This is a genomic window from Brevibacillus sp. AY1 (genome assembly GCF_029870785.1).
In the GTDB taxonomy this organism is placed as follows: Bacteria; Bacillota; Bacilli; order Brevibacillales; family Brevibacillaceae; genus Brevibacillus; species Brevibacillus invocatus.
In genome coordinates this window covers 603,810-629,343 of the sequence record NZ_JAFLPN010000001.1, presented here as the reverse complement: position 1 = coordinate 629,343, position 25,534 = coordinate 603,810, and the positions used below count along the sequence as shown (strand labels likewise).

The 25,534-nt window shown below is 48.1% G+C and carries 26 protein-coding genes, 3 tRNA genes and 1 pseudogene; 5 read left to right on the top strand and 25 right to left on the bottom strand.

Annotation, left to right across the window (positions count from 1 at the left end; all coding sequences use genetic code 11):
• Window positions 1–28 precede the first annotated feature (28 nt).
• Window positions 29–1,630 carry an S-layer homology domain-containing protein gene (locus JZI27_RS03325; RefSeq protein WP_280206765.1) on the top strand — a complete coding sequence of 534 codons (1,602 nt, stop codon included), beginning with the start codon at window positions 29–31 and terminating at the stop codon, window positions 1,628–1,630.
• 136 nt (window positions 1,631–1,766) lie between these two features.
• Here the strand turns inward: JZI27_RS03325 and JZI27_RS03320 are convergent, their stop codons facing one another.
• Both JZI27_RS03320 and JZI27_RS03315 read right to left on the bottom strand, forming a co-directional pair.
• Window positions 1,767–2,729 carry an L-threonine 3-dehydrogenase gene (locus tag JZI27_RS03320; RefSeq protein WP_280206764.1) on the bottom strand — a complete coding sequence of 321 codons (963 nt, stop codon included), beginning with the start codon at window positions 2,727–2,729 and terminating at the stop codon, window positions 1,767–1,769.
• Window positions 2,726–3,919: a glycine C-acetyltransferase gene (locus tag JZI27_RS03315; protein WP_122908227.1), complete on the bottom strand. Its 1,194-nt coding sequence runs from the start codon at window positions 3,917–3,919 to the stop codon at window positions 2,726–2,728. Before JZI27_RS03315 ends, JZI27_RS03320 begins: the two co-directional genes overlap by 4 nt.
• A 371-nt stretch (window positions 3,920–4,290) precedes the next feature.
• Here JZI27_RS03315 and xerS point away from each other — a divergent pair, with 371 nt between their 5' ends.
• A complete protein-coding gene (gene xerS, locus JZI27_RS03310; protein ID WP_122908228.1) occupies window positions 4,291–5,403 on the top strand; it encodes a tyrosine recombinase XerS in 1,113 nt (370 codons plus the stop codon).
• 135 nt (window positions 5,404–5,538) lie between these two features.
• On the opposite strand, the gene JZI27_RS03305 is transcribed toward xerS, so the two are convergent.
• The 7 genes from JZI27_RS03305 to JZI27_RS03275 form a co-directional block, all read right to left on the bottom strand.
• Entirely contained in the window at window positions 5,539–6,432 is an 894-nt protein-coding gene (locus JZI27_RS03305) for a manganese catalase family protein (RefSeq protein ID WP_122908229.1), read from the bottom strand.
• Window positions 6,433–6,499: 67 nt separating this feature from the next.
• Window positions 6,500–6,745 carry a YuzF family protein gene (locus JZI27_RS03300; RefSeq protein WP_122908541.1) on the bottom strand — a complete coding sequence of 82 codons (246 nt, stop codon included), beginning with the start codon at window positions 6,743–6,745 and terminating at the stop codon, window positions 6,500–6,502.
• A gap of 152 nt (window positions 6,746–6,897) precedes the next feature.
• Window positions 6,898–8,481: an acetate--CoA ligase gene (locus JZI27_RS03295; protein WP_122908230.1), complete on the bottom strand. Its 1,584-nt coding sequence runs from the start codon at window positions 8,479–8,481 to the stop codon at window positions 6,898–6,900.
• 230 nt (window positions 8,482–8,711) lie between these two features.
• Window positions 8,712–9,614, bottom strand: coding sequence for a C40 family peptidase (locus JZI27_RS03290; protein WP_057133859.1), 903 nt, complete (start codon window positions 9,612–9,614; stop codon window positions 8,712–8,714).
• A 372-nt stretch (window positions 9,615–9,986) separates the two neighbouring features.
• Window positions 9,987–10,601: a VanW family protein gene (locus JZI27_RS03285; protein WP_057134080.1), complete on the bottom strand. Its 615-nt coding sequence runs from the start codon at window positions 10,599–10,601 to the stop codon at window positions 9,987–9,989.
• Between the two features lie 258 nt (window positions 10,602–10,859).
• Window positions 10,860–11,486 carry a fumarylacetoacetate hydrolase family protein gene (locus JZI27_RS03280; protein ID WP_057134079.1) on the bottom strand — a complete coding sequence of 209 codons (627 nt, stop codon included), beginning with the start codon at window positions 11,484–11,486 and terminating at the stop codon, window positions 10,860–10,862.
• Between the two features lie 79 nt (window positions 11,487–11,565).
• The gene (locus JZI27_RS03275; protein ID WP_057134082.1) at window positions 11,566–12,102 is read right to left on the bottom strand and encodes a hypothetical protein; all 537 of its coding nucleotides are present in this window, start codon (window positions 12,100–12,102) and stop codon (window positions 11,566–11,568) included.
• A gap of 104 nt (window positions 12,103–12,206) precedes the next feature.
• Between JZI27_RS03275 and JZI27_RS03270 the strand changes: the two genes are divergently transcribed.
• Window positions 12,207–12,392, top strand: coding sequence for a Rieske 2Fe-2S domain-containing protein (locus tag JZI27_RS03270; protein ID WP_280206763.1), 186 nt, complete (start codon window positions 12,207–12,209; stop codon window positions 12,390–12,392).
• Window positions 12,347–12,664, top strand: a complete 318-nt coding sequence (locus JZI27_RS03265; RefSeq protein ID WP_245996641.1) for a hypothetical protein — start codon at window positions 12,347–12,349, stop codon at window positions 12,662–12,664. Before JZI27_RS03270 ends, JZI27_RS03265 begins: the two co-directional genes overlap by 46 nt.
• A 69-nt stretch (window positions 12,665–12,733) precedes the next feature.
• Here JZI27_RS03265 and JZI27_RS03260 read toward each other — a convergent pair whose 3' ends face one another.
• The 5 genes and pseudogenes from JZI27_RS03260 to JZI27_RS03240 form a co-directional block, all read right to left on the bottom strand.
• On the bottom strand, window positions 12,734–13,360 hold the full coding sequence (locus tag JZI27_RS03260; protein ID WP_057134078.1) for a DsbA family oxidoreductase: 627 nt from the start codon (window positions 13,358–13,360) through the stop codon (window positions 12,734–12,736).
• Between the two features lie 100 nt (window positions 13,361–13,460).
• Window positions 13,461–14,243: pseudogene (locus JZI27_RS03255) on the bottom strand (NAD(P)/FAD-dependent oxidoreductase); the annotation flags it as partial.
• 291 nt (window positions 14,244–14,534) lie between these two features.
• Window positions 14,535–14,621: transfer RNA gene (locus tag JZI27_RS03250), tRNA-Leu, on the bottom strand.
• Between the two features lie 5 nt (window positions 14,622–14,626).
• Window positions 14,627–14,702, bottom strand: a tRNA-Thr gene (locus JZI27_RS03245).
• A 26-nt stretch (window positions 14,703–14,728) separates the two neighbouring features.
• A tRNA-Asp gene (locus JZI27_RS03240) sits at window positions 14,729–14,805 on the bottom strand.
• Window positions 14,806–14,992: 187 nt separating this feature from the next.
• Between JZI27_RS03240 and JZI27_RS03235 the strand changes: the two genes are divergently transcribed.
• Entirely contained in the window at window positions 14,993–15,892 is a 900-nt protein-coding gene (locus JZI27_RS03235) for a C40 family peptidase (protein ID WP_280206762.1), read from the top strand.
• A 75-nt stretch (window positions 15,893–15,967) separates the two neighbouring features.
• Here the strand turns inward: JZI27_RS03235 and JZI27_RS03230 are convergent, their stop codons facing one another.
• From JZI27_RS03230 to JZI27_RS03180, 11 genes are all read right to left on the bottom strand, one after another.
• Complete coding sequence (locus tag JZI27_RS03230) at window positions 15,968–16,159, bottom strand: hypothetical protein (protein ID WP_122908542.1); 192 nt, start codon at window positions 16,157–16,159, stop codon at window positions 15,968–15,970.
• A 148-nt stretch (window positions 16,160–16,307) separates the two neighbouring features.
• Window positions 16,308–18,086, bottom strand: a complete 1,779-nt coding sequence (locus JZI27_RS03225) for a M3 family oligoendopeptidase (RefSeq protein ID WP_280206761.1) — start codon at window positions 18,084–18,086, stop codon at window positions 16,308–16,310.
• A 147-nt stretch (window positions 18,087–18,233) separates the two neighbouring features.
• Window positions 18,234–19,451, bottom strand: coding sequence for a M20 family metallopeptidase (locus tag JZI27_RS03220; protein WP_057134081.1), 1,218 nt, complete (start codon window positions 19,449–19,451; stop codon window positions 18,234–18,236).
• Between the two features lie 47 nt (window positions 19,452–19,498).
• On the bottom strand, window positions 19,499–20,458 hold the full coding sequence (locus JZI27_RS03215) for a P1 family peptidase (protein WP_251242817.1): 960 nt from the start codon (window positions 20,456–20,458) through the stop codon (window positions 19,499–19,501).
• A gap of 10 nt (window positions 20,459–20,468) precedes the next feature.
• Window positions 20,469–21,020, bottom strand: a complete 552-nt coding sequence (locus JZI27_RS03210; protein WP_057134074.1) for an ECF transporter S component — start codon at window positions 21,018–21,020, stop codon at window positions 20,469–20,471.
• A gap of 64 nt (window positions 21,021–21,084) precedes the next feature.
• A complete protein-coding gene (locus JZI27_RS03205; RefSeq protein ID WP_057134073.1) occupies window positions 21,085–21,921 on the bottom strand; it encodes an energy-coupling factor transporter transmembrane component T family protein in 837 nt (278 codons plus the stop codon).
• A 12-nt stretch (window positions 21,922–21,933) separates the two neighbouring features.
• Window positions 21,934–22,794 carry an energy-coupling factor transporter ATPase gene (locus JZI27_RS03200; protein WP_251242818.1) on the bottom strand — a complete coding sequence of 287 codons (861 nt, stop codon included), beginning with the start codon at window positions 22,792–22,794 and terminating at the stop codon, window positions 21,934–21,936.
• Window positions 22,791–23,660, bottom strand: coding sequence for an energy-coupling factor transporter ATPase (locus tag JZI27_RS03195; protein ID WP_251242819.1), 870 nt, complete (start codon window positions 23,658–23,660; stop codon window positions 22,791–22,793). The genes JZI27_RS03200 and JZI27_RS03195 overlap by 4 nt, the downstream gene beginning before the upstream one ends.
• Before the next feature lie 162 nt (window positions 23,661–23,822).
• Window positions 23,823–24,065 carry a hypothetical protein gene (locus JZI27_RS03190; protein ID WP_251242820.1) on the bottom strand — a complete coding sequence of 81 codons (243 nt, stop codon included), beginning with the start codon at window positions 24,063–24,065 and terminating at the stop codon, window positions 23,823–23,825.
• Window positions 24,066–24,163: 98 nt separating this feature from the next.
• On the bottom strand, window positions 24,164–24,835 hold the full coding sequence (locus JZI27_RS03185) for a GNAT family acetyltransferase (RefSeq protein ID WP_057133949.1): 672 nt from the start codon (window positions 24,833–24,835) through the stop codon (window positions 24,164–24,166).
• Window positions 24,836–24,850: 15 nt separating this feature from the next.
• Window positions 24,851–25,528: a GNAT family N-acetyltransferase gene (locus tag JZI27_RS03180; protein ID WP_057134002.1), complete on the bottom strand. Its 678-nt coding sequence runs from the start codon at window positions 25,526–25,528 to the stop codon at window positions 24,851–24,853.
• Window positions 25,529–25,534 lie beyond the last annotated feature (6 nt).

Genomic DNA, 25,534 nt, shown 5'->3' with positions numbered 1-25,534 from the left:
TGCGGCACTCCTTATAATTGGTAGTATGATGAAAAAACAAAGTCTACATATGTGGTTTCTCTCCCTTGTAATGATGACGTATGCCTTTACCCTTGCCATCGGGGTACCGGCCTCCACGGCATCCACACTTACGCTGCGTGACATAACCAACAGCTATGCGAGCAAACAAATACGCACCTTGCATGATGCAGGTATTATTTCCGGGGACGAAAAAGGATATTTTCACCCAACTCGTCCTGTCACTCGGGCTGAATTTGTCGCGATGCTGAATCGCACCATTGGTGTCAAACCTGTCGCCAGCCAAGTAGCGTCCTACTCGGATGTGACCAAGAATAACTGGGCATACGGTGACATCCAGGCAGCAGCTTCTCTGGAGCTGGTAAATGGTACGAGCAACAATACCTTTTCACCGAAACGTACCATCACACGTGAAGAAGCAGCGAGCATCCTCGTCCGCGCTTTGAAGCAAAAAGGTTCTACATCCGCTTCTTTGTCCTTTAAGGATGTGCAGGAGATATCTACTTGGGCATTGCCTTCCATTCGAGATGCTGTACATCGTGGATGGATGTCTGGCTACAACGGTTTCTTCCGTCCGGCTGACGCACTTTCCCGACAGGAGACTGCTGTCATTCTCGAGCGAATTCTGACGCTTTTAAAGGCGCAGACTGTTTCCTCAAAGCCTTTGATTTCTCTCGGGTGGCAATATCAGTCCACAACAGAGGAATTTATCAACCAGGTGAAAAAGACAAACGTGAACACGGTGTCTCCACGCTGGTACTTCCTGCAAAAGGACGGAACGGTGAGCGATCAGAGCGATGCCGCATTGGTGAAATGGGCACATCAGAACGGCAAGGAGGTCTGGCCCCTCTTTGGAAACCGGTTTGACTCCGCAGCCACGCACGCTGCCCTGTCCGTTCCAGCGAAACGCACCGCGATTGTACAAACCTTGTCGTGGTATGTAACCAAGTATCAGTTGGATGGAATCAACGTGGATTTCGAAGCCTTCTCACCTGCTGATCGTGATGTCTTTACCCTCTTCATCCAAGAATTGTCGACTGCCTTGCACAAACAGGGTGCCGTCGTTTCCGTGGACGTACCGCCGGATACGAACTCTGATTGGAGTGACCCGTTTGACTATGAAAAACTGGCAAAATACGCAGACTATATCGTCTTGATGGCCTATGAAGAGCACTGGGTTGGAAGTCCAAAAGCAGGGTCTGTGGCCTCCCTTCCCTGGTTGGAAAAAAAGATTCAAGATCTGCTCGACGATATACCATCTGAACGTTTGATCGTCGGTTTGCCGCTCTATACCCGCGATTGGTTCTCCGCAAACGGCAGTATGCAATCTAGCGACTTGAGCATCCCTAGCTCCTACGAGCTGATTGCCAAGTACCGTGCAAATACCAGATGGCAGGATAGTATCGGACAATATATCTCCAGCTACCAAAAGCAAGGGGTGACACATACGATCTGGCTGGAGGAAAGCCGCTCACTGGGTTTGAAAGCACAAGCTAGTCTGAAATGGCAAATTGGTGGGTTTGCCTATTGGTACATCGGTTCGGAATCGTCAGATGTTTGGACCGCCATCAATAATTCGATCATGTTACAACAAACACGTCAACGACTGTAAAGGAAAAAAGAGGATGGTTGAGCTTCCCCTATGTTTGAAATCAGGGATGCTCGCCCTCCTCTTTTTGTTGTAAGTTCCTCCCCAATAGACCAAAAGGCCACTTTGCAGCTAAACTGCGTGAAGTGGCCTTGTTGTTTTAACTCACTTTTTGAAGAAGCTTTCCACGCAGCTTCGTAAGCATGTCTTCGGTCATTTTCGCCAAATCATACTGTGCTTGAAAACCCCACTCTGCTTGGGCGGCTGTCGGATCTATGGAGTCAGGCCAGCTTTCAGCGATGGCTTGACGAACCGGGTCTACCTGGTAGGAAAGGGTAAAGGAAGGAATGTGCTTGCGAATTTCCGCTGCTACTTCCTCCGGTTCAATACTCATGGCAGTGATGTTAAATGCGTTGCGATGCTGCAGCTTGCTAGCATCTGCTTCCATGAGGTCGATAATCGCTTGCAAGGCATCCGGCATATACATCATGTCCATATACGTCCCTTTGGCAATGTAAGACGTATAGGAGCCATCAAGTATAGCTTTGTAATAAATATCCACCGCGTAGTCCGTCGTCCCTCCGCCTGGGGGGGTAACGTAGGAGATCAAACCTGGAAAACGAACACCCCTCGTATCCAAGCCGAATTTCTGGAAGTAGTAATCGCACAGCAGCTCCCCTGCTACCTTGTTGACGCCATACATGGTCGTTGGTCGTTGAATCGTCTCCTGTGGCGTGTTTACCTTTGGAGTCGTAGGGCCAAATGCGCCAATCGAGCTAGGGGTAAAAAATTGGCATTGAAGCTCGCGAGCTGTTTCCAGCGCATTCACCAGTCCGCCCATGTTCAAATTCCAGGCCAACAGCGGCTTGGCTTCTGCGGTCGCCGATAGCAGCGCTGCCAGATGCATGATCGTATCGACTTGATGGGTCTTCGCCAATTCGAACATGCTCTTTCCGTCCGTCACATCCAGAATTTCAAAGGGACCCGAATCTACAACCTTGCTGTCTTCGACTTTTCGGATGTCAGAGGCAATGATCTGGTCGCTGCCATAAAGATCTCGCAATTTCATAACCAATTCGGAGCCGATTTGGCCCAGCGCACCGGTTACCAGTATCTTTTTCATTTCAGAAGCCCCATTTCTTTCCCCACTTTTTCGTAAATCGACAGCGCACGATCCAGCATTTCCGTCGTGTGTGCTGCGGTGGGCATGTTGCGTACGCGTCCAGTACCCTTTGCAACAGTGGGGAAAACAATTGCTTTGGCATAAACGCCCTCTTCGTACAGCCTTTTGCTAAACTGCTGCGTCTGTTGCTCATCGCCGATGATGCAAGGAGTAATAGGTGTTTCGCTTTCCCCGATATTGAAGCCCAGCGCCTTGAGGCCTTTTTTCAGATAATCTCCATTCGCCCACAGCTTGTCGTGCAATTCGGTGCTGTTCTGTAAAATATCGATCGCCGTGATGCAAGCTGCCACATCAGCAGGAGTCAGGGCAGTCGAGAACAAGAATGGACGGCTGCGCACTTTCAGCCAATCAATCAGCTGCTGTCTGCCCGCAACGTATCCCCCAACCACGCCGATGGCTTTTGAGAGCGTACCAATCTGAAAATCTACTTTATCTGACAGTCCGAAATGCTTGACGGTACCGGCACCTTTTCCCAGAACACCAGATCCGTGTGCATCGTCTACATACGTCATCAGGTCGAATTCTTCCGCTACCTCTACGATTTCAGGTAGCTTGGCTATATCCCCGTCCATGGAGAATACGCCGTCCGTAATGACCATTAGTTTTTTATATTTTCCAGATTCCTTTGCTTCCTTGGCCTTTTGACGTAAATCGTCGATATCAGAATGATTGAATCGGATGATTTGGGCTCTGGAAAGCCGGCAGCCGTCAATAATCGATGCGTGATTCAGTTCGTCGGACAAGATGGCGTCCTCTTTGTCCATCACCGCTGAAATCGCAGCCATGTTGCAGTTAAAACCGGACTGATAGGCAATCGCAGCCTCAGTCTGTTTGAAGGAAGCAATTTTTTCTTCGAGCCTCACATGCAGCTCCAGCGTTCCGTTAATGGTGCGAACAGCCCCAGCACCGACCCCGTATTTCTGTGCAGCTGCTACAGCGGCATCAATCAAGCGCTGATCCGTTGCCAATCCCAAATAGTTGTTGGAGGATAAATTGATCAGTTCTTTTCCAGAGATGGTAATCATGGGTCCATTTGGGCTCTGCAAAGGATCAATTACGTTGTAGAGCCCTTTGCTCTTCAGATCGTCCAAGTTTTCGCTCAAAAATTGATCCAACGTTCTGCTTGACATCGCCAATCCCTCCGACTGTATGTCCTGATCCCGCACACACTCGAACAAGCCAGGTGGAAGTCACTTCCACAAAAACAAATGTGCGCGTGGTAAAGACATTTGAAATGTAGTATGAATCGTATAATTTCAAGGATATTTGATAATAAATTATCATCTTTATCTCTGAATGTCCATATGAGAAAGACATGATTTTCAAATTTTTATTTCGATGAATATGCCCTTTGTGCATACTGTGTAAAACCGTATTCAGACGATCTCTTCCACCCAATGGTCCGATTTATGGGTAAATATGTGAACGGTATTCCCATCCGCTGTTTCGTTTGATAGAATATATGTTCGTATCGATTACCTTCAAGAATGGTGGTGTATGCATGTCCATTACCAAACAACGTGATGCCCTCAAGCTATTACAATCGATCCATGAATATCCCTGGTACGTGGAAAAGTTCATTGAACATAAAAAAACGAAGAAGAATTCCCCCTCTACGCTGCTCGGTTATTTGCGCGACTTTTCCTTTTTCTTCCGTTGGATGATGACGGAGGGGCTTACCTCTGCTACGGAAATGAAGCATGTTTCGTTGTCTGAACTAAACGTATTGAAAAAGGAAACGGTGGAGAGCTACATCCTCTACTTGCAAGAATCGCACTTGTACGAACGCGCAGCTCTCCTCACGAAGCCTACGCGCAGCTCACGAAAGGAATACAGCGACCGAACAATCAGCAGAAAAATTTCCAGCCTCAAGTCATTGTTTCACTACCTCGCTGCCCTGGCAGAAGATGAGAACGGAGAATCTTATCTGACTCGCAACGTGCTCGCCAAAATCGAGCTGGAAATGACGGAATTGACACCTCTTGCTCGTGCACATGCGATTCGAGCCAAGATTTTAATTGATGATGAAATCTATCAGTTCGTCGATTATGTCTATGAAGGATATCTTGCACATTGCGACACTGTAAAAAAACAAAACTATCACCTGCAGAATCGGGAACGTGATACCGCTCTGATCGCGATGATTCTCTCTGGTGGCTTTCGCGTGTCAGAGATCGTCAGTCTAGACCTATCTGATCTCGTCATGGAGAAAAATCAGTTGAAGCTTGTACGCAAAGGGAAAAAGGAGGACGCACCTTTCTTTAGTGATTGGGGAAAAGACTATCTCGCAAGGTACTTGCTCGTTCGCGAGAAGTACAACCCGCCTGCACAAGAGGATGCTGTCTTTCTCGCCGTCTCCCCAGGAAATGCGAATGGACATCGCATCGAGGTCCGCTCCGTGCAAAAACTGGTGAAAAAGTACGCCAAGGCTTTTGGAATACCGGATCTATCCGTTCATAAATTGCGCCATAGCTTTGCCACACAATTTCTTCGGCTCAATCCAGATCCACATCAGCTGCAAGCTCAGCTTGGCCACTCCAAAATTGAAACCACGATGCAGTACGCCCATGTTTTGGAGGACGCGCTGAGCAAAGCTGTCAATCGAACTACATAAATGGAAGTGAATTGACCTAGCCCATGAAAAAAGCTGCATGACGTTGTAAAAATATCCTTTCCTATTGAATCAAAAAATACCCGGTCTGCCTCGTGCAACCGGGTATCTTTATTATTAGGTAAAACCTCTGTCTGCTTACATTCCAGCTGATTGCTGCAAGCGTTTGGCGATGAGCAAGAAATCCTCGCGTGACACCCCAGGAGCAAATTCTTCCGGGAGTTCGTCAAGGTCAGGAACAGATCCACCATCTGGCACTCCCTGGATCACCTCAGCGGTTCCTCCGTCCGGCAATGGTCCCTTCCAAATCTTCGCGATGTCCTGATAGTCCTCATAGCTAAATGTAAACAGCTTTTGATTCAACCCCATCGCAATGTAAGGATGGGTGGCATCGAACTGTTCATTATTTAAATCCGGTACGGGCAGCATCTTCGTCATATCGACGCCTGTTGCTATTTCCAAGGCTTTTGCATACGCGATGATATGAACGCCACCGCGAACCAGCAAATAGCCAATCATGGCTCTGGCAGTCGGATGATCTGTCATTTGATACACACGCATTTTGTGGGTTCGGGCACCACATTCGAGAAAGAAGTTGTGCAACAGGTCGAGCACAAGGTTACCACTGGAAAATACATAATCCCCCGTCCATGACTTCCCCATTGAGTCGCCGGGCATAGCCGTTTGTGCCGTAGCGATGAATGAATACGTGTTTCGCTTGTTCAACCCGTTGCTGAGTGGAGTCGTATCCGGATCTCCCGGATGTGTGATTCCCTTCATACATAGATTGATTGCGTTGGAAACCAATTCTACATGGCCCACTTCTTCTGCCGTAATACTGGCCACCAAATCATAAAACGGCTTCAGTTTGCTTTTCCCGCGAAAATTGAAAGATTGAAATAGATAGTTATTCAATGTAGACATCTCGCCAAAACGACCGCCCAATAGCTCTTGAACGGCGGCGGCTGCATTGGCGTCTCCATACGCCGGTTCCGGGAGCTCAATCGCCAGTCGGTTGATCCGTGTAAACATTCCATTCCCTCCCCTTACGCTTCTGCCTATATAGTTCTATGTCAGGGGAGGTTTGTTTCATACCGCTTTAAGAGGGCATAATCCATACGATCTGCTGAATTCGAATAAAAAACGATGCATTGCCAGCCTCCAAGACCACGTGATCAGGCAATACATTGGTGACAACTCCTCGAATGTTCCCCTGAACAGTCTGAATCACAACCTCACGCGAAATCACACTTTGCAAGGCTTGATAGACGTAGGGATCCACGATTGTTACCATTTGTGGGGTATTGGACGCAGTCTGTGTGGTTGTATACGGTAATCCACTCATCATGACTCTTCGTGCTCCTTCCTGTAGATGCTCACATTACCTTATGCGCAGAGCCTTGGCCGGGTGAACACACAGAGACGGGAACTGGTGAATGTAAAAGAAGCCATGACACGAATGATTCGCATCAAGGCTTCTTCCTAATTCCTGCTCGTTTATGAGAGGTTCAAGTTCTCTTTCTCTTGCTGGCGCAATTCCACTCTTCTGATTTTTCCGGAATTCGTCTTAGGCAGCTCTTCAACAAACTCAATTTTTCGCGGATATTTGTAAGGTGCAGTCAAATGCTTCACATGCTCCTTCAGTTCTTCAACCAGCTCATCCGACGGAGAGTGCCCTTTTTTCAGAATGACGAAGGCTTTTACTACGCTTCCACGATCATCATCTGGACTGGCTACAGCCGCACACTCTGCGACAGATGGGTGCTTGACGAGCGCATCCTCGACTTCAAATGGGCCGATGGTATAGCCTCCGGAAATAATGATGTCGTCAGAGCGTCCTTCAAACCATATGTAGCCGTCCTCGTCCATTCTTCCCTGATCCCCGGTCACGTACCACTCTCCACGGTAGGCCTTGGCGGTTCTCTCAGGATCGTTCAAATAACCTTGAAACAATGCGATCATGTCACGATTAATCGCAATATCGCCTACTTTGCCTACAGGCAATTCCATTCCTTCTTCATCCACAATCGCGACTCTGACAACAGGAGATGGGCGACCCATTGACCCTGGTTTGGGTTCCATGCCAACAAACGTACCAACGAGCAACGTACTTTCGGTTTGCCCATAGCCATCCCGTACGGTCAAGCCAAACACGCGACGGAAGGTATCGATCACTTCCCGGTTTAAAGGCTCCCCAGCCGAGCAAGGGGAACGAAGCGCCTGCAATCGATACTGTTCCAGATCGTTTGCCTTTGCCATGATCCGATATTCAGTCGGAGTTGCACATAGAACCGATACAGGGTACTTTTCCAAAATCGACAAATAAGCTTCTGCGCTGAAACGTCCTTTGTACACAAAGGCTGTAGCCCCCATACCCAATGTAGAGACGAATGGGCTCCAAATCCATTTGGCCCAGCCTGGTCCCGCCGTTGCCCATACCAGATCGTTCTCACGCACATCCAGCCATTGAGACGCAGCGATAGATAGATGTGCAAGTGGCCAGCCGCTCACATGCATCACGCCTTTTGGCCCGCCAGTCGTCCCAGAAGTGTACGACAAGAAAGCAAGCTCGTCTGAACGCGTCTTCGCACAGGAAAATTCATCGGATTGTCCTCCGATCAATACATCCAGAGGAAGCCAGCCCTCTCTGCTATCACCCAGCGTAATAAAATGCTTCAATGTAGCCGAACTTTCACGAAGAGGCTCCACTTCTTCCAAAATTCCTTCAAAGCAAATGACCCCGCAAGCTTGTGCATGGTCGACGCGGTATTCAATATCCTTTTGACGGAGCATTTCTGAACCTGGCATGATGACTGCTCCCACTTTTAATAAAGCAAGATAGATCCCGTAGGCTTCAATCCCCCGCTTTACTAGAACAACCACTTTATCTCCCTGGCCGATGCCAATAGATTGCAATCCATTGGCGATCCGATTGGAAAAACGCCGCAATTGGTCATAACTCAGAATTTGCTCGGCTCCGCTTTCATCCAGTTCCCATACCGCACGTTTGTCAGGATGGCTACATGCGTATTCATCGACTTGCGCAGCGAAGTTGTAATATTCTGGCATGTTCAATTCCAAACGACACACCTCCATTTTTTTCAATTGTACAATAAATAATATTCGACACTATTCTGAAGAATCCTCTTATCCAGCTAGAATGATTGCTTTGATTTTGTTCTTCATAGCAACAATTGGCAGACCATCCTAGCGAAACTATATGGGCATATCTGCGTCATAATGCTATAGAAGCACGTCACAGAAAAGCAGAAAAAAGACCCCCATGCAGTATGCATGAGAGTCTCCCTTGATTAGATGACGCGCTTGATCTTCACCACTCGTTTTTCCCAGTTGGTTCCGTCGAATTTCGAATAGGTAACACCTGGGCTTCCGTAGGTGTGCAGTATTTTTCCATTACCTGCATAGATGGCCACGTGCGTGATCCGATCAGAAGCACCCTTGGCAGAAGACTTCATGAAAATCAGATCACCTTTTTTCAAATCTTTCTTGGAAACGGTTTTTCCTACGGTCGATTGCTGGCGGGAATCACGCGGCAACGTGATTCCTGCCTCTTTAAAGACGCGTTGTGTAAAGGACGAGCAGTCGAACGTTTTGGTCGTATCCTTACTGGAACCGTATTTGTACTTTGTCCCCAGATACTTTTCTCCATTTGCAATCACTTTATCGGCAATGGAACTGGTCGAAGATTCGGAGTTATTCGGTTTTTCATTAGAATTAGAATCCGCAACTCGACGGGCACCTACGAATTTTTTGTCATAATCGGAGAATTTCTTGAGAACTACCTTCCCTTCACCTTGTGAAGAGTAGACGAACTGATCATTGCCTATGTAGATTCCCATAAAGGACGGGCTGCCTTTTCCATTCGATGAAAAGAATACGAGGTCCCCAGCCTTTACATTTTTTTGACTGACACTGCTACCTGTCTTGTACAGCGCAGAAATCGTACTACCGATCTTGATCCCTGCCTGTTTGTAGACGTAGGTAGCGAAATTGGCTGATCCAAAAGAACTTGGTCCGTTAGCCTGATACTTGTACGGCTTTCCTACCAGTTTTTTCGCTGTACTTGCAATGTCTACCGTGCTTACTGCTACTTGCGTATTAGCGGCCGCTTGTTCAATATGACCACCCATTAACAGGGACGTACTCAGCATGACTGCTACTGTTGATTTCATCACCCAATCTCGTTTCGTCACTTTCTTTTCCTCCTTGTCATGTTGTGGAACTCTTGTTGTGCAACCCGTAGTGGGGTACATGGACAGGTTACCGCATCAGGAAACAGGAGGATAAGACCGTAAAATTTACCAATAATGGATTTGGGAGGATGGAACTAGAGTGCAATCGACCTAAAAAGTATGGCATATCAGTCTTTTAGACCAAAAGAACTATTTCGGAATAAAATGGCTATCCCCTTTCATTTTGAATATTAGAAAACTTGGCTACGGCCAAGCTTTTGGCGGAGCCTTAGTTGCACTTATACTATCTTCCGCTAATCTTTTTAGCGCTTTAGCGCACTTAAACTTTCCGATAGTACAAAAAAGACGCGCTTAGCACGTCTTTTCTTACCGTTATTTCTTTAGAATGGCAATCACGACATCAGAATCATTATACGTCTTGGCCTTGATTTTTAACGTATGAGCAAAAGGGTTGGAAAATCGAAAATCAAGCAAACCATAGGCAATCGTCGCATCCTGCCCTACGGGTACGTACCCCACTGACTTGCTGTGACTGTGACGCTCTTGAATAGGCAACTGCGCTTCCTGAACCGCATTGAACAAAGTGGAAGACACCTGGCATATTCCGCCGCCGTAGCCCTCTGTCAACTGGCCATCCACAATGACATTCGCTTCCTTCCAACCATCTTCAGCCAGATTGGAGTTGCCTACTTCCTGATTAAAGGAAAAATATTCACCCGGCTTTAGTTTCTCACCATTGATCTTTTTAACCGCTTTTTTGATGTTATGAACACGATTCTCGGGACTTCCCTCCATAGAGGTGTAATAGAGCCCGATGACGTCTTTATCCTTTACGTCCAGTTTGTCGATCAGCTCCTGCCGATCAAAGCTTGGTACTGCTGCCGGGGGGGCTTCAAGTTCAGCAGCGCTTGCAACCGGTACGTTGAACACAGTCAGCAAGAGTCCTGCCATAGAAGTCAATATCCATTGACGAGATCGATTTAACATAGTTTCTCCCTCGTATTTCTATATTTTAGGACTATAGCTACATAACGATTCAGCATAATCCCAATACCACTGTAACAAGCGACTGAATCATACACAATCTGTAAATCTTGGACATCGATGTAACCGTTATAATCCCGTTCACGTTAAAAAAATGCACCCCTTGAATTTTCAATCGGATAAACCAAAGGTTCTCCCATTTCCATTCCAAGAGATGCATCTTAAACTACCTTTTCCGGTGTTTATCTAGAACTTTAGTTACTAGCGAAGGCGAGCCGTAAATTCTCCCCATTTTTCTTCGCCAAAGAATAGGGCAAAGTGATCCCCATCCAGAACTGGTCCAACCCCTGCAGGTGTTCCGGTATAAATAATATCGCCAGCATCCAAACCGAAATGCTCTGTCGTAAATTGAATAATCGTCATCAAATCAAAAATCATGTCCTGAACATTGCCGAGCTGAACCTGTTCTTCATTTTTCAGCATGGAAAAATGGGTTTTCTCCAAGAGCTGTTGCCCAGGAAACGGGTGAAAGGGTGTGAGAATGGCGGAATTCTTGAAGCCTTTCGCCAGAAGCCAAGGATGTCCATTTTTCTTTAGCACCGATTGTACATCACGCAGCGTCAAATCCACACCCAACGCGATTTTGTCGACCATTTGATCAAGTGTCAAACCTGGCTCGTAACCACGCGCGATGTGAATCACCAGTTCAGCCTCGTAGTGAATTTCCCCGCGATTTCCAGGCAAATCGATCTCTTGTCCATTCGTTGCCACGAGGGAATGTGTCGGTTTGTCAAAAAGCATCGGGGATGTCGGCACATCATTCCCCAGCTCGGCAGCATGCAATCGATAATTTCGTCCGACACAAAAAATGTTTTGAATTCGTTTCATGAGATCCTCTCCTTTTCTGTCTCTGTCCATGTCCGTATCATTTTTTACTATATCATGGCATGCTTGCATGCGACAGGTTTTACCATTCCTGAATGTGTCCAGAGTTCAATCTCCAGAGCTGAAGATTTCCTTGCGCTTCCACCTCGAACACAGTGTCGCAGACTGATTCCATCACTTGTTCCAAATCGGAGTTTGGCGCTGCTGGATAGGTAAACGCGAAGCCGATCTCTGCTTTCTCATCATCTATATCGTAACGGATCGCCGAAAAATGCTCGTGTTTCTCCAGCATCTCCTTGCGAGACAAGAGTGTAGCATCGAGAGGAAACAATCCGTCCCATTCTTGTTTTTTGTATGTAGAAGTCACTTCAACTTGCAGCGTGGACGATCCGTCCTTGCGTGAGAAAATGACCTGATCTTCCTGATAAAATCCGTATCCGGAGGGAAGTGCTCCAGACAAAGCAAATCCGATACCAACTGGCAAATCATCGGTTTTCAAAGCATGTACATATCTGCCAGGCAATAGATAGTGTCCCTCATTCTGGCAAACGAGCACCTCTCCCATCACAGTTACTTGCGGTTGATCATTCTCCCCTACTGTCGTTACGGTTACGTACATGATTGGCACCTCCATGTTCAACAGTATGGTCGGATTGACTTGGCTAAAAACAAGGAAACCAAAATTCCGTTTCGTTATTTGGAAGGGAGCGGAAACGATGCATCGTGTATCGCGGTGAAGATGGACGCACATATACGATAAACGCGTATTGCTCGCATAGCGGTGCAGACTTGTCCTTGGGCACTTGCTCAGGCAATCAGGTCATGTGCCCCTATCACGGATGGAAGTTTGAGGGAAATAGCAGATGCGCACGACAGACAATGAAGCTAGAGGCATTCTCAACTATGTGACTTTTACCCCGATCCATCAAAATCGTACCATGATCTTCGGATTAGCAGGGCGAACCTTTCTGAAATCACTGCCTTTCATGGATAGCATTTTTTCCAGGTACAGCAGCAAAGTTCTAAAAGAAGATCAAGCGATTGTAGAAAGCCAGCATCCTCGTCCGATTCCTGAAGCGCTTCGCTTGGAAGCACATGTCATGGGCGACTCGCCGCAAATTCATTTGCGTCAACGCTGGTTTCGTTTTTTAACAGATGATGAACCCAAGCTGGAGGTTTGAAACAATGAAAGACCGTCCTTTTCATAAAAGACGGTCTTTTTGCTAGCATACTACCCTCTGCAATTTACATTAGCCTTCCATCTCGGTCACTTGTTTAAATGCCTTCAGGAAATTCTCTACTGGATGAGCACCAGACAGAGCCAGCTTTCCGTTTATGACAAAGAACGGTACGCCTGTGATCTGGTTTTCCCTTGCAAATGCGATGTCAGCCTGAATCTCATCCATCTTCCGTTCGTTTTCAATCGCCTCACGCACGTGCTCCACATCTAGCCCCAAATCATCTGCCAGACCGAGCAGCACCTCTACGTCTCCGATGTCTTTTCCATCCTCGAAGTAAGCTTTGAAGATCGCATCCACGACGCGTGTCGTATCTTCTTCTGACACACTTTTAATGAATTGATGGGAGGCTAAGGTGTTGGGCATACGCTCGACCTTGTCAAAACGAAACGGGATATTGACCGCTTCACCTGCACGCGTGACTTGAGTCAGCATTTGCATAATCATGTCAGGACTGCCCTTGGAAGCCATCGCTTCGAAAAATGGTTTACCTTCCTTGGGTAATTCAGGCGACAATAAATAGGTACGGAAATGGACCTGAATCGGCTCCCCTGTCCACTGCTCGATAGCATCAAACAAATTTTTCTTGCCGATTCGGCACCAAGGACAAACAGAGTCCGAGAAAACGTCAATATTCATGAGGCATAACTCCCTTCGCAATCTCTCTTGTCATTGTACATGAACCATTGTCGTTGCGCATGTTCTTTCCTGGTCGAACGGCACTTTGCGACCCAGCTCCTCAAGAGAGTTGCTTACTCTGCCAATCCTCCAAATTCAATGTATTGTTTAAGGCCGCTGCGACAAATGCACCCATAGACGCGGCAGCAATAGCCTGATGCATACGGGATGCCGAATCCCCAGCACTATAAACGCCGGGTACGCTCGTTTTCCCGAAGGCATCTACTACAACCATTCCTACTTCTGAGATCTCGCAGCCGATGGCTCTCGGCAAGTCCGATCCCGTCACCAGCTCCGGTTTAAAGAAGATTCCCCTGCACGGAATGATATTCCCGTCCTCCAGAACAACCTGACGCACAATTCCTTCCTGAGAGTCGATGTGTCTGATTGGCGACTCAAACATTGGCACTTGATGCTGCTGGAGCTCTTCGCGCTGCGTATCCGTCAGCTCATCAGCGCCGTTCGTGCAAATGGTAAAATTCTTCGTCCACCCTGCTATTAACGGAGCAAAATGCATGAGCTCAGCACCCTTTTGAATAATCACAAGCGGTTCGTCTCTTAATTCCCAGCCATCGCAATACGGACAGACGAAAGCACTATTTCCATAAACCTCCGCCAGCCCCGGGATGTTTAGCGGCCGATCCTTCATTCCAACCGCGAAGAGAAGTTTTTTACTACCAAACGTTTTACCTTGCGAAGTCGCAATATGAAACTGTCCGTCTGCTCCCGAGATCGATACCGCCGTGTCCTCCACAAACGACACGGAAGGGTAGGCGCTGATCTCTTCCTGCGCAATCCGCCGAAATTCACCAGGGCTTATTCCGTCGCGGGTAAGAAATCTTGAGTATTGACGTATGATGAAGTCAGTGTATCAGCCAATGGATTGAATAGAAACGTCCATAAATACAGAATTTGAGCAATCCATATTGAAATTGAAGCAATATCCCTAAATCTCTATATGAAATACAATATTAGAAAACTTGGCTACGGCCAAGCTTTTGGCGGAGCCTTAGTTGCACTTATACTATCTTCCGCTAATCTTTTTAGCGCTTTAGCGCACTTAACCTTTCCGATAGTATAAAAAAGCCCCTGAATTGTCAGAGAGACAATTTCAAGGGCTTGATGATTTTTAGAATGGTGCGGTCGAGAGGACTTGAACCTCCACGGTGTTGCCACCACTAGAACCTGAATCTAGCGCGTCTGCCAATTCCGCCACGACCGCAAAAATGGTGCCGGCGATAGGACTTGAACCCACAACCCCCTGATTACAAGTCAGGTGCTCTACCAATTGAGCTACACCGGCAAGATGCTTTACGTTGAGAAAAAGAATGGCGGAGCTGACGGGACTCGAACCCGCGACCTCCGGTGTGACAGACCGGCGTGAACTCCAACTTCACCACAGCTCCATGCTTTTTCGCGTTGCCAGATCGTCAATTGCGCTGGCGACTTCTGTAATATAGCATGATTCGAATTCTGAAAGCAATAGTTTTTTACAAAATATTAATCGTTCTTTTTTCTCATAGATTTACAGGAATAAATCGGATAGAATTTTAGCTAGATATGCAGAATTTAGTAGATTGGTGGAGTTGATCGATGAGACATACTTCGCGAATTATCACCTTCCTTACCCTCTTTACTTTGTTGCCATCTGCCGCACACGCTTCGTCCTATACCTATGTAGTCAATGCAGGTGACACATTAAGTAAAATTGCGAGGGAACATCAGACAACGGTCTATGAAATCATGCAACACAATCAGCTCGATTCGGATCGATTGTCTATTGGCCAAACACTGGCTTTGACTGGGACAAGCCTGCCAATTGTTGATTTGACAACAGCAAATCCGTATCAGGTAAACGAGAATCCAGAGCTTTTGGAAGAGTCCAAAAAAAGTAAAAAAGCCAGAGTCGTTGCGGATGTATTACATGTTCGCAATACGCCCTCTCTGGAAGGTGAAATCGTCGGAAAACTGTATTATGGTTCCCGAGTGGAGCTGATCGAACCTGGAGCTGAGTGGACAAAAATCCGCTACGAACAGGAAGAGTCTTACGTAGCCAGTGAGTTTCTAAAAGGAATGGAGCGCAGATCGAACGATTCCAAGGACGATGACCTTTCCGTCAAAAAACTCGATGAGCTGGAAGAAATCGTACAGCCATTACTGAAAGTACCTTACGTCCTTGGCGGCACTACGACGAATGGTTTTGACTGTAGTGGCTTTACCTCCTATGTTTTTGCACAAATGGGCGTAACGCTGCCTCGAACGTCAGATGAACAATTCCTCGGTGGAGAAGTCGTAGATTTGGAAGATGCCAAACCAGGTGACCTCCTTTTCTACGATGCATTGAACAAGGGTCGTGTTTCCCATGTAGCCATTTATCTGGGCGACGACATGATCGTACATGCCAATGGCGACGATGTTCGCTATGGAAAAATGGAATACATGAACAAGCTCTATCCGTTTTACGGAGTCAAGCGCTATCTAGACTTCGAATAAAGGCATAAGCCCACTCTCTTACGGTTCGGAAAGAGAGAGTGGGCTTTTTGTTTATCTTCGCTGGAGCGAGCAGGGCTAATGGCTTTGCTGGGATTGGCCCTGGTGTTGGTTGTTATGATTGAGCGGGATCTCCATACTTCCAAGCGCTTCCTTCATTTTGTCCAATTGCTGCTGGTAATCGCGCACAACTACTGTGAGCACACTGACTGATTCTTTAAAATCAGGTTCATTGCTCACTTTGTCAATGGCTCTATGTAAATGCATCATCTTATTTTCTGTTTCTCTGAGCCGATCTAATAATTGCAATCCGTTCACTTCGATCACCTCGCTTGTTTTTCTTACTTTCTCCTCGATTCCCTTTCGCTATGCGAAAAACGCCCGAATCGGTATCGGACGTTTTTCAACCATGCTTCCCTTATCTGGCGTCAGCCAGCGAGATAAAGGTATCGATATCTTTTTCAATAAGAGACAGCGAGTTGCGCCAGAAATCAATTGAGCGCACATCGACTTCCATGATGGCTGCCACGTCAGCCACGCTTTTCTTGCCTGTTACGGACAACAGTTCATCGTACTGCTGGACGAATGCCTCGCCCTTTTTTAAGTACTCCGCATACAAACCTTTTGCAAATAATAGACCGAATGCGTACGGGAAGTTGTAGTAGTTATAATCCGCGCTGTAGTAGTGCGGTTTGCAAACCCACATATACGGATGAAGCACAGACTGATCCAGGCCGTCCCCATAGGCATCCTTTTGAGCCTGCAGCATGATTTCATTCAATTCTTTTACGGAAAGCGAACCGTTTTCCCTACGAGCAAACAATTCAGATTCAAACAGGAATCGGCTGTAAATATCGACGATGACTTGAGCAGCGCCGGATATATCGTTTTCCAGAATGGAAAATGCCTCTTCGGAAGAAGCTTCTTTCAAAGCAGCGTTGGCAATAATGGTTTCACACAATATCGAAGCCGTCTCGGCAATTGGCATCGGATAATCGCTATTCAAAAATGCTTCATCCACCAAGCAATCGCCATGATAGCCATGCCCCAGCTCATGACCCAGCGTACTCACGTCGCTGTAGCTGCCTGTGAAATTAGCCATGATCCGGCTTTCTTTTACGACATGCAGGTTCTCGCAAAAAGCTCCGCCACGCTTGCCTTCCCGAATTTCTGCGTCGATCCAGCGGTTGTCGAACGCTTTTGCAGCATAATCGGAAAGCTTTTGGCTAAAGCTGGAAAAATGCTTCACAATAAAGTCACGCGCCTCTTGGTAAGTAAAACGCATGTCAGCGTCGCCTACAGGAGCAAACAAATCATAGAATGGAAGTCCGCTTTGATGGCCCAGCAGCTCTGCTTTTTTGCGGAAATAACGCTGGAATGCGGGCAGGCTTTCACGCATTGCTGTCAGCATGGCATCCAGCGTCTCTTGATCCATTCGCGAGTCTTTCAGCGTTTTGTCCAGGGCGGACTCATATCCTCGCAGCTTGGAAATGGTGATAACCTCACCTTTGATTCCGTTCAGGGCTGCTGCCGAGGATTCCTCGATTTTTTTGTAAGAAGCAAGCTCTGCCTCGTACGCTTGTTTCCGGACATCTGCATCTTTTTCAAACGCCATGTTGCGCACGACTGGCAGCGGCAATTGTTTTTGCTCGCCATCGATGGTGATATCCACTAATAAGGTGGACGTGAGCATTTCTTGCAGCTTGGTCCATGCATTGGAACCGGTATTTTTCATTTTAGCGAGAATGATTTCCTCTTTCTCGCTGAGCATGTACTTGCTTTCCTCCGCAATTTCTTGCAGGAAGTATCGATGCTCCTCCAAGAGGCCAGACTGGCTGATCAGCTCATCCAGATTCGAGAGTGTTCCCAGCCATTTTTGAAACAGGACTTCTGGCTCTACTTTTTCTACAGCCTGATCCTGGATGCGCTCAGAAAGCTGCAATGCTTTTTCATTCTTGGCATCCACGCTCGCCGTCAGCTCAGCATAGCTGAATAGACGGTATTCTTTCTGTAAAATTGCGGTCAACTGTGTTATGTACTGCTCCATCTTCTCAACTGCATCATCTGTATTCTGCAAATTCTCAACAGCCCATTGCTTTAGAGCCTCTATCTTGTCACATAGTTCTTCCCAATCCTGTTTACATTCAGGTGAATCGAAGGATGTATAAAGTACATCCAAATCCCAGCGCATATTCATTGCCTTTCCCCCTTCATTAATACCGTCACCTTATTGTAAAAAAATTTGGATGGATTGAGCAAGTTTTCTAGAGAAACTTTCTAGACTTTTTTTACAGAAAAAGATCCTTACCCATCATCCGAGTAAGGATTCTTGTCTTCTAGTATCTTAAACTTTGACTGGCTGAGTCAAAAAATGCATGGCTGACAGGGCGAAAAGCTGAGTCGATTCTACGAGCTGAGAGATGTCCACATATTCGTCTGCATGGTGAGGGATATGTCTGTCTCCTGCTCCAGTAGTCAGAATCGGGATACCAGCCTGATGCAAAAAAGTCCCGTCCGTGGCTCCTGGCACTCCGTTGTAGATCGGTTCTTTTCCTGTGATTTCACGATAGGAGTTGGCCACAGCCTGTACCACTTCCTCCTCCATCGCCGTCAATGTCCAAGGTCGCTCCTCGATAATCTCCAGCGTCGCTCTGAATTTCTCATCCTCTTGCCCTAATTGACGCAGGATCCCCAGCATTTCTTCGTGCAGCACGTCATGATTCTGTCCAGGTACAGTGCGAATATCCAGAGTAGTCATACACTGGTCAGGAACCACATTTATTTGTGGCTCTCCTTTTACGGGAGCTTGCAGAATGGTTGGCGTAATACTCGGCCAGCCCAGCATCGGATGTTCCCCCAGTCGCGCCATTTCTTTGCGCTCCAGCTCCTCCAGACCGACGATCGCTCTGGCCATCCTCGTATTCGGATTGATTCCAGTCAGTGGCATCGCACCATGCGCCATTTTTCCAAAGGTTCGTAAAATCGCACGCATGGCCCCTTTTTGTGTGATGCATAGCTGGTTTTCTTCCGGTTCGCAGATAATTGCCGCATCCACATTCTTCGCCCAGCCTCTCCGGATAAAATCCTTGATCCCGATCATCATCCCCTCTTCATCACAAGGAATGCACAATAGAATTTTGCCCGCAAAAGGCTGATTGGAACGCTGAATGGCTTTGACGGCGCAAATCGCAGCAGCCAGATTACCTTTTGTATCACACGCACCCCGTCCGTAAATCCGTCCACCGAACATTTCAGCGCCAAACGGGTCGTAGCTCCAGGCATCCCGATCTCCCTCTGTGACGACATCGGTGTGGGCTTCAAAGAGGAGGGTCTTGCCTGGTTTGCCGGAATCGTAGATCGCAATCACGTTGGGACGCCCGGGTACCACTTCCTCGTAATACACCTGCAATCCCATATTTCGAAGATAGTCAGCTACAAACAAGGCAACGCGCTCCTCGTTTCCTCCCGGCTGCTCCGGGCGATATACACTCGGGATACGCACGAGCTCCTGGGTTAGCCGGACCACCTCTTGCTCGTCGACAAAAGAAATGACCTGCTTCACACTCATCCTCTCCTCTCGCCACACTGTTTGCAATGCTTGATCCAGGATTAGCGCTTCAGATCCCGATGTGCTGGCAGACCTCCGGCTTGCGTAGCGTGCTTGACTGCCGAAATGACTGCTTCAGCCAAAACGTCTGCTGAAAGGGCTCCAACCAAATCTACCGGTGCAGGCAAATCACCAGTCGCCAGAGCAAAAACTGTATCACCATCGTGCATCGTGTGGATGGGACGGATCGTTCTTGCGAGACCGTCGTGCGCCATCTGGGCCACTTTTTTCACCTCTGCTTTGCTCAATCTGGCATTGCTCGCTACGACCGCAATCGTCGTATTGGTGCCAGGCGGGATCAAAGAGACGGTATGCTCCTTCATCAGTTCTACACTGTCGAGGATTTGGTCTTGTTCATCGCGCGGACCGGCGAGGATTTCACTCGTACGCGGATCGATGACATGCCCCACAGCATTGACAGCAACGATTGCTCCTACGACCAGACCATTTTCCAAGCGCAAAGAAGCGGAGCCAAGACCACCTTTCATGGCACGTTCAAAGCCGTTCAGCTTGCCAACTGTGGCTCCTGTACCCGCTCCTACATTTCCTTGCTGCACTGCATTCCGATTAGCCTGACAGCAAGCCTCATACCCCATGCTTCGATCCGGGCGAATACGCGGATCACCTACGGATAAATCAAATAGCACAGCAGCAGGTACAATCGGAACAATTCCAAACCCGACATCCAGTCCTCTGTTTTTTTCCTCCAACCACTGCATCACGCCTGATGCCGCATCCAGACCGTAAGCGCTCCCACCTGACAAGCAGATGCCATGAACCACACTGACGAGATTTAACGGGTCCAATAGGTCTGTTTCGCGTGTGCCCGGGGCAGAACCCCGGACATCTACGCCGCATACGGAAGGTTGATCCACTAGAATGACACTGCAACCCGTCAATGCCTCCTGCTCCTGTGCGTGGCCGACCATTACGCCAGGCACATCCACAATCGTTCCCGTCATGTTGACACATTCACCCCGAGATTTTTGATTTTTGCTTTCCAGACTTCACGAGATTTTTCCAGGTTGCGACGACAGCCAGCGTCACGATTACCGAGACGATCGCCTCAGGCAAGCCGCTGGTCAGCGCTACAGTAGCCGCGACCCCAAATGTCATGTAACCGCGAATGACAGCCATACCCAAAACCAAGAGCGTGTTCGTCATGGCACCGACAAAGCCCGCTGCGCCAATCGCGAAATACTCATTGGTTCTTTTTAGCCCTACATAAGTAAAATACGCAGTCACCCCAATAAATAAGCGTGGAAGAATGGCTACCAACGGATCTTTGAACAATGGGACCGTGGCATTTAAAAATGAGGATACACCAAAAATAAGACCAATGATCATGCCGACGCCCCAGCCTTCCATGATGCCGCCGATGACTGCAGGAATGTGCATAATCGTTGCATTTCCTGCTGCCGTAGGTACCGGGATGTAGCCGAGCCGCGTGACACCCAGCAGGATGGCAATTGCCCCCAAGACACCCGCGATTACGATTCTTCGTACCGTCAAGCCTTTCTCCATGCCCTACTCCTCCTCTTTTCTTCACATCTATTTGGAATCCCCGTTCAGGGAGAATTCCCAAGGTCTACCAAGGGATGGCGAGCATTATGACAGAAATCACGATGCTTGTGAGGAGTGCGACGTAGTCTTTCCCTTGGGCTTTATAGTGCGTATATTGTGTACGGGAAGCGCCTGGCGTATAGCATCTCGCTTCCATCGCCAAGATCAAATCTTCTGCCCGAGCAAGCGCTACATTAAAGAGCGGGATGATAATCGGCAGCATATCTTTGGTTCTCCGTATAATGCGCCACCATTCGCCCGTCCCGAATTCAGCGCCACGAGACGCCTGTGCTTTCATCATTTTTTCCATTTCCATCGCAAACGTGGGCACAAAACGGATGGCAATCGTAATGATCAAGGCAAACGCATGCACCGGAAATTTCACTTTTTGCAAAGGTCCGAGCAGCCTCTCCATGCCGTGTGTCAGTTCTGTCGTGGAAGTACTCAGCGTCAAGACACTCGACAGAAAAATGACCTCAACGAAGCGCATTGCCGATACCAGCACAAGTCGTATACTTTCTGAGGAAATCGTAATAAAGCCGTATTGAACGTACACCGTTCCACCATTGGCAATCTCTCCATAGAACAGCAGCTGCAGTGTTGCGAGAATGATGATAAAAGGAATGGCTGGTTTGATTCCGGAGATGCCGTAGTGGAGAGGAATTTTGGCGACCGCAAACATCGAGATACATATAACAAGAGCAAACAGATTTCCTACATACGTATTGCAGATTGCGATTGCCAGTATCAGGATGACAAAGGCTGCCAGCTTGAATCGGGGATCGAGACGATGAACCGCTGAATCGGTGGGTAAATATTGACCAATCGTAATATTGCGAGACAACTCAAATTCCGCTGACATCGTACTCCCTCCCTAACGGTTGATCAGCTTCAGGATTTCCGCAGCCGCTTCCCCCGGTAAAAAAGCTCCCGGATCAACCCCGTAGCCTTGTTCGCGCAGCTTATACAGGATGTCGACTGCTTCAGGGGTTCCGATATGGTGCTCACGCAAGATCTCCTGATTGCCAAAAATCTGGCGCGGCGTCCCCTCGCAGGCAATCTGCCCGAGCGCCATCACATAAACCCGCTCAGCGAGCTGCGCGACCTCCTCCATATTGTGCGATACGAAAATCACCGTCAGCCGCTCTTCCTGATTGAGTCTACGAATCCGCTGCAACAGCTCTTGCCTAGACCTGGGGTCCAAACCGGCTGTCGGTTCGTCCAAAACCAGCACTTTCGGACGAAGAGCCAGCATGCCAGCCAAGGCTACTTTGCGTTTTTGCCCACCACTCAAGGCAAAGGTAGGACGATCCTTCATCTCCTCAAAGGACAGACCGACCAGCTCCATCGCCCATTCGACGCGCTCCTTCACTTCTGCGAGTGGCAAGCCCATCTTGAATGGTCCATAGGCAATATCGTCGCCGACCAGCTTTTCAAACAACTGATCTTCCGGATTTTGAAAGACGAGGCCCACTTGACGACGCAGCAATTTGATGTCTACCTTGGGGTCTGAGACATCCAGTCCATTGACAATCACTTTTCCCGCCTGGGGCCGAATCAATCCGTTCAAGTGTTGGATCAGCGTGGATTTCCCAGAACCCGTGTGTCCGATGATGGCGATACACTCACCCTGTGCAGCCTGCATACTCACACGATTCAAAGCCCGATGCGCGAGCGGCGTTCCCTGCATATAGGTATGGGAGAGATCGGATACTTCTACGATGGGTCGGTTCATGTGCCACTCGCCTCCGCTTGCGGGATGGAATGTCTATTAACTTCCTCTACCACCTCGTCGTTTTCGATCAGGTCGGCCGAAAATGACGGACACTGAGCATGGACATAAGCGGCGATACGGCTCGCATCCGGAACGTCCAAATGCAGCTCCTGCAACCGCGCTTGATGGGAAAATACTTCACGGGGTGTTCCCTGCAATACGATCTGACCTGCTTCCATCACCACGACCCGATCTGCCTGTGTAACTTCCGACATGTGGTGCGTCACGGTTACGATCGTCATTCCTTCTTCATGCAGCTTGCGTATGACAGTCAATATTTCCTGGCGCCCGTAGCTGTCAAGCATGCTCGTTGCCTCATCCAATACGACACACTGCGGTCTCATTGCCAATATTCCCGCGATGGCAATCCGCTGTTTTTGTCCGCCAGACAAATGATGTGGCGGGCGATGGCGAAATTCGCTCATCCCAACAGCAGCTAGAGAAGCATCGATGCGTTCCTTCATTTCCTGTGGAGCCACCCCGATGTTTTCCAGACCAAATGCGACATCATCCTCTACAATCGTCGCCACGATCTGATTGTCCGGATGTTGGAAGACCATGCCGACCTTGCTTCTCACCTCGTGCAGGCGCATTCTGTCGCGCGTGTCGATTCCGTTTACATAGACACCTCCCTCCGACGGTGTCAGAATGCCATTCAGGTGTTTGGATAAAGTGGATTTTCCGGAACCGTTATGACCGATAATCGCCAGATACTCACCTGGATACACGTCTAATGAAACATTTTTCAGGACAGGAATTTGTTGATCCTGATTTACCTTGTAGGAAAATGAAATGTCTTCAACACGAATAATGGGATTGTTGGTCATGGGCTCCCCCTCTCAAACAATATGTTTTTAATATTCTGTAAATTATATTCAGAAACACCGCAGGTATATCCCTACCTGTGGAGTTCCGGTGTTTCTGCTTCTTTCAAAAGCACTTCTTTCCCTAAATGAAAAGTCCTTCTGAGCTAGCAAAAAAATCTGATCTTAAGGGTCTTTGCCCTCGTCAGCACGTTCCAACAAAACACCCACTTCTGCCGGAGGCTTTCTTGGACGACGTTTGGTCTTGCGCTTCTTTTTTCGCAATACAAACAGGGCTGTCAGCATGAAGGCAAGCGTAGCCAATTGCATCGGCTGAAGCAATTCGGTTTTGACCCAACCGCTTATTGCGAGCAAATGAAATAGAACAGCCATGTAGATCAGAATAACGGCAAGATTTTGTGATTTCACGAGAGCCTCCTTTGACACAGAGAAGAAAACTCCTGAAAGGCTGCTGATTTACAACGCGCAACCCATCAGGAGTTCATCCTCTTCGACCATGCCTGTGATTAGAGCGGCAAAAGCTCCACTTTTTCCTGGGATGACAGTGCTTCTACCATATCCAGCCAAGCTTGCGGTTTTTCCGGCAGTACTGCGTAATAGCGCTTGAGGAAGGTGACAATCAAGTCTGCCTCCAGGAAATCCTGATTCTCATCCATCGGCATAAAGCCCAAATCAAGTCCAGATACTGCCTCGCCATCATTTTGCCAGGAAGGATGTACATACGCGAAGTTCGTACGTTTATACCCCAAGTGAGATAGCACTTCCCGACGAACGTACGGATCCATCGGCTTAATGCCGCCAAACGCATGCTCTTCTACACGGTACGGATCGTATATCTCGGCAAACATTCCGTACAGGCTTTTGCCATTCTCGGCAGCCAAAGCCAGCAAATCCTTCTCGCGCTTCTTGGCGAGAAAACGACCCACGCCCAGTCCTTCGCGTCCAATAATGGTAAAGTCCGTCATCGCTACATTCATATCCGGGTAGTACCGATACTCCGTCGCTCCTACGACTTCGCCTTCATGCACGGCGACAAACACGCGGATGCTTGGATCTTCGAGCGGCTCTTTCCACAGATCGTAATCCAGTACCTCTTCCGGTGGAAATACCTCTTGCATCAGTCGGTGCATTTTGGCAAACAATGGGTTATCGATGTGTTGAATGCGGATGTATTCCATAGTTTCTTGTCCTCCCTAAGGGATTGTATTTTGGATAAATGGGTTTTTCCATTCCATCAATGTCGCGTAATTGCATGATTCCTCGTCCTCCAGATAGTCCGCTACGACCTTGACGGGCGTTCGACCACAGCGCATCAGAAAGGTGATGACCGGGTCCTTTACTTCCCCTTTGACCACACGTTCCAAATACTCTTCCGGTGTCATTTGATCCGCAAAGCGTCCGTATCCCGGCATCCGACCTCCACCCAAGAGGCGTTGGAGCCCTTTTTCAATCACCAGCTCGTACATCGCCTGCATCATGCATTGTCCCAATCTCAGCTTGCGGTAGCTCGGACGAATACAAATGTCCACGATATACAGGGTATCCCCTTCTGGAAGATGATTGCGGATATATCCATTGTCGGTGATTTCTTCCCACTTGTGATCGGGATTCGCTGGGTCAAAAGCAACGAGCAAGGCCGTCATAGAGCCAGCCAGAACTCCTTCGACTTCGACACAGATCGCGCCTTCCGGAAACAGAGTCACATGGTTCGTCAATTGCTCTTCATTCCACCACAGCTCTGATGGAAACGGCGGCGGAAAGCTTTCTGCCTGAATGCGTATCAGTTCGGTAAAATCAGCCTTCCTATAGTTACGGATCACCGCATGGCGAGGCTGGTCACCGTCAAAAACATACAACTCTTTCCGGTACATAATCAT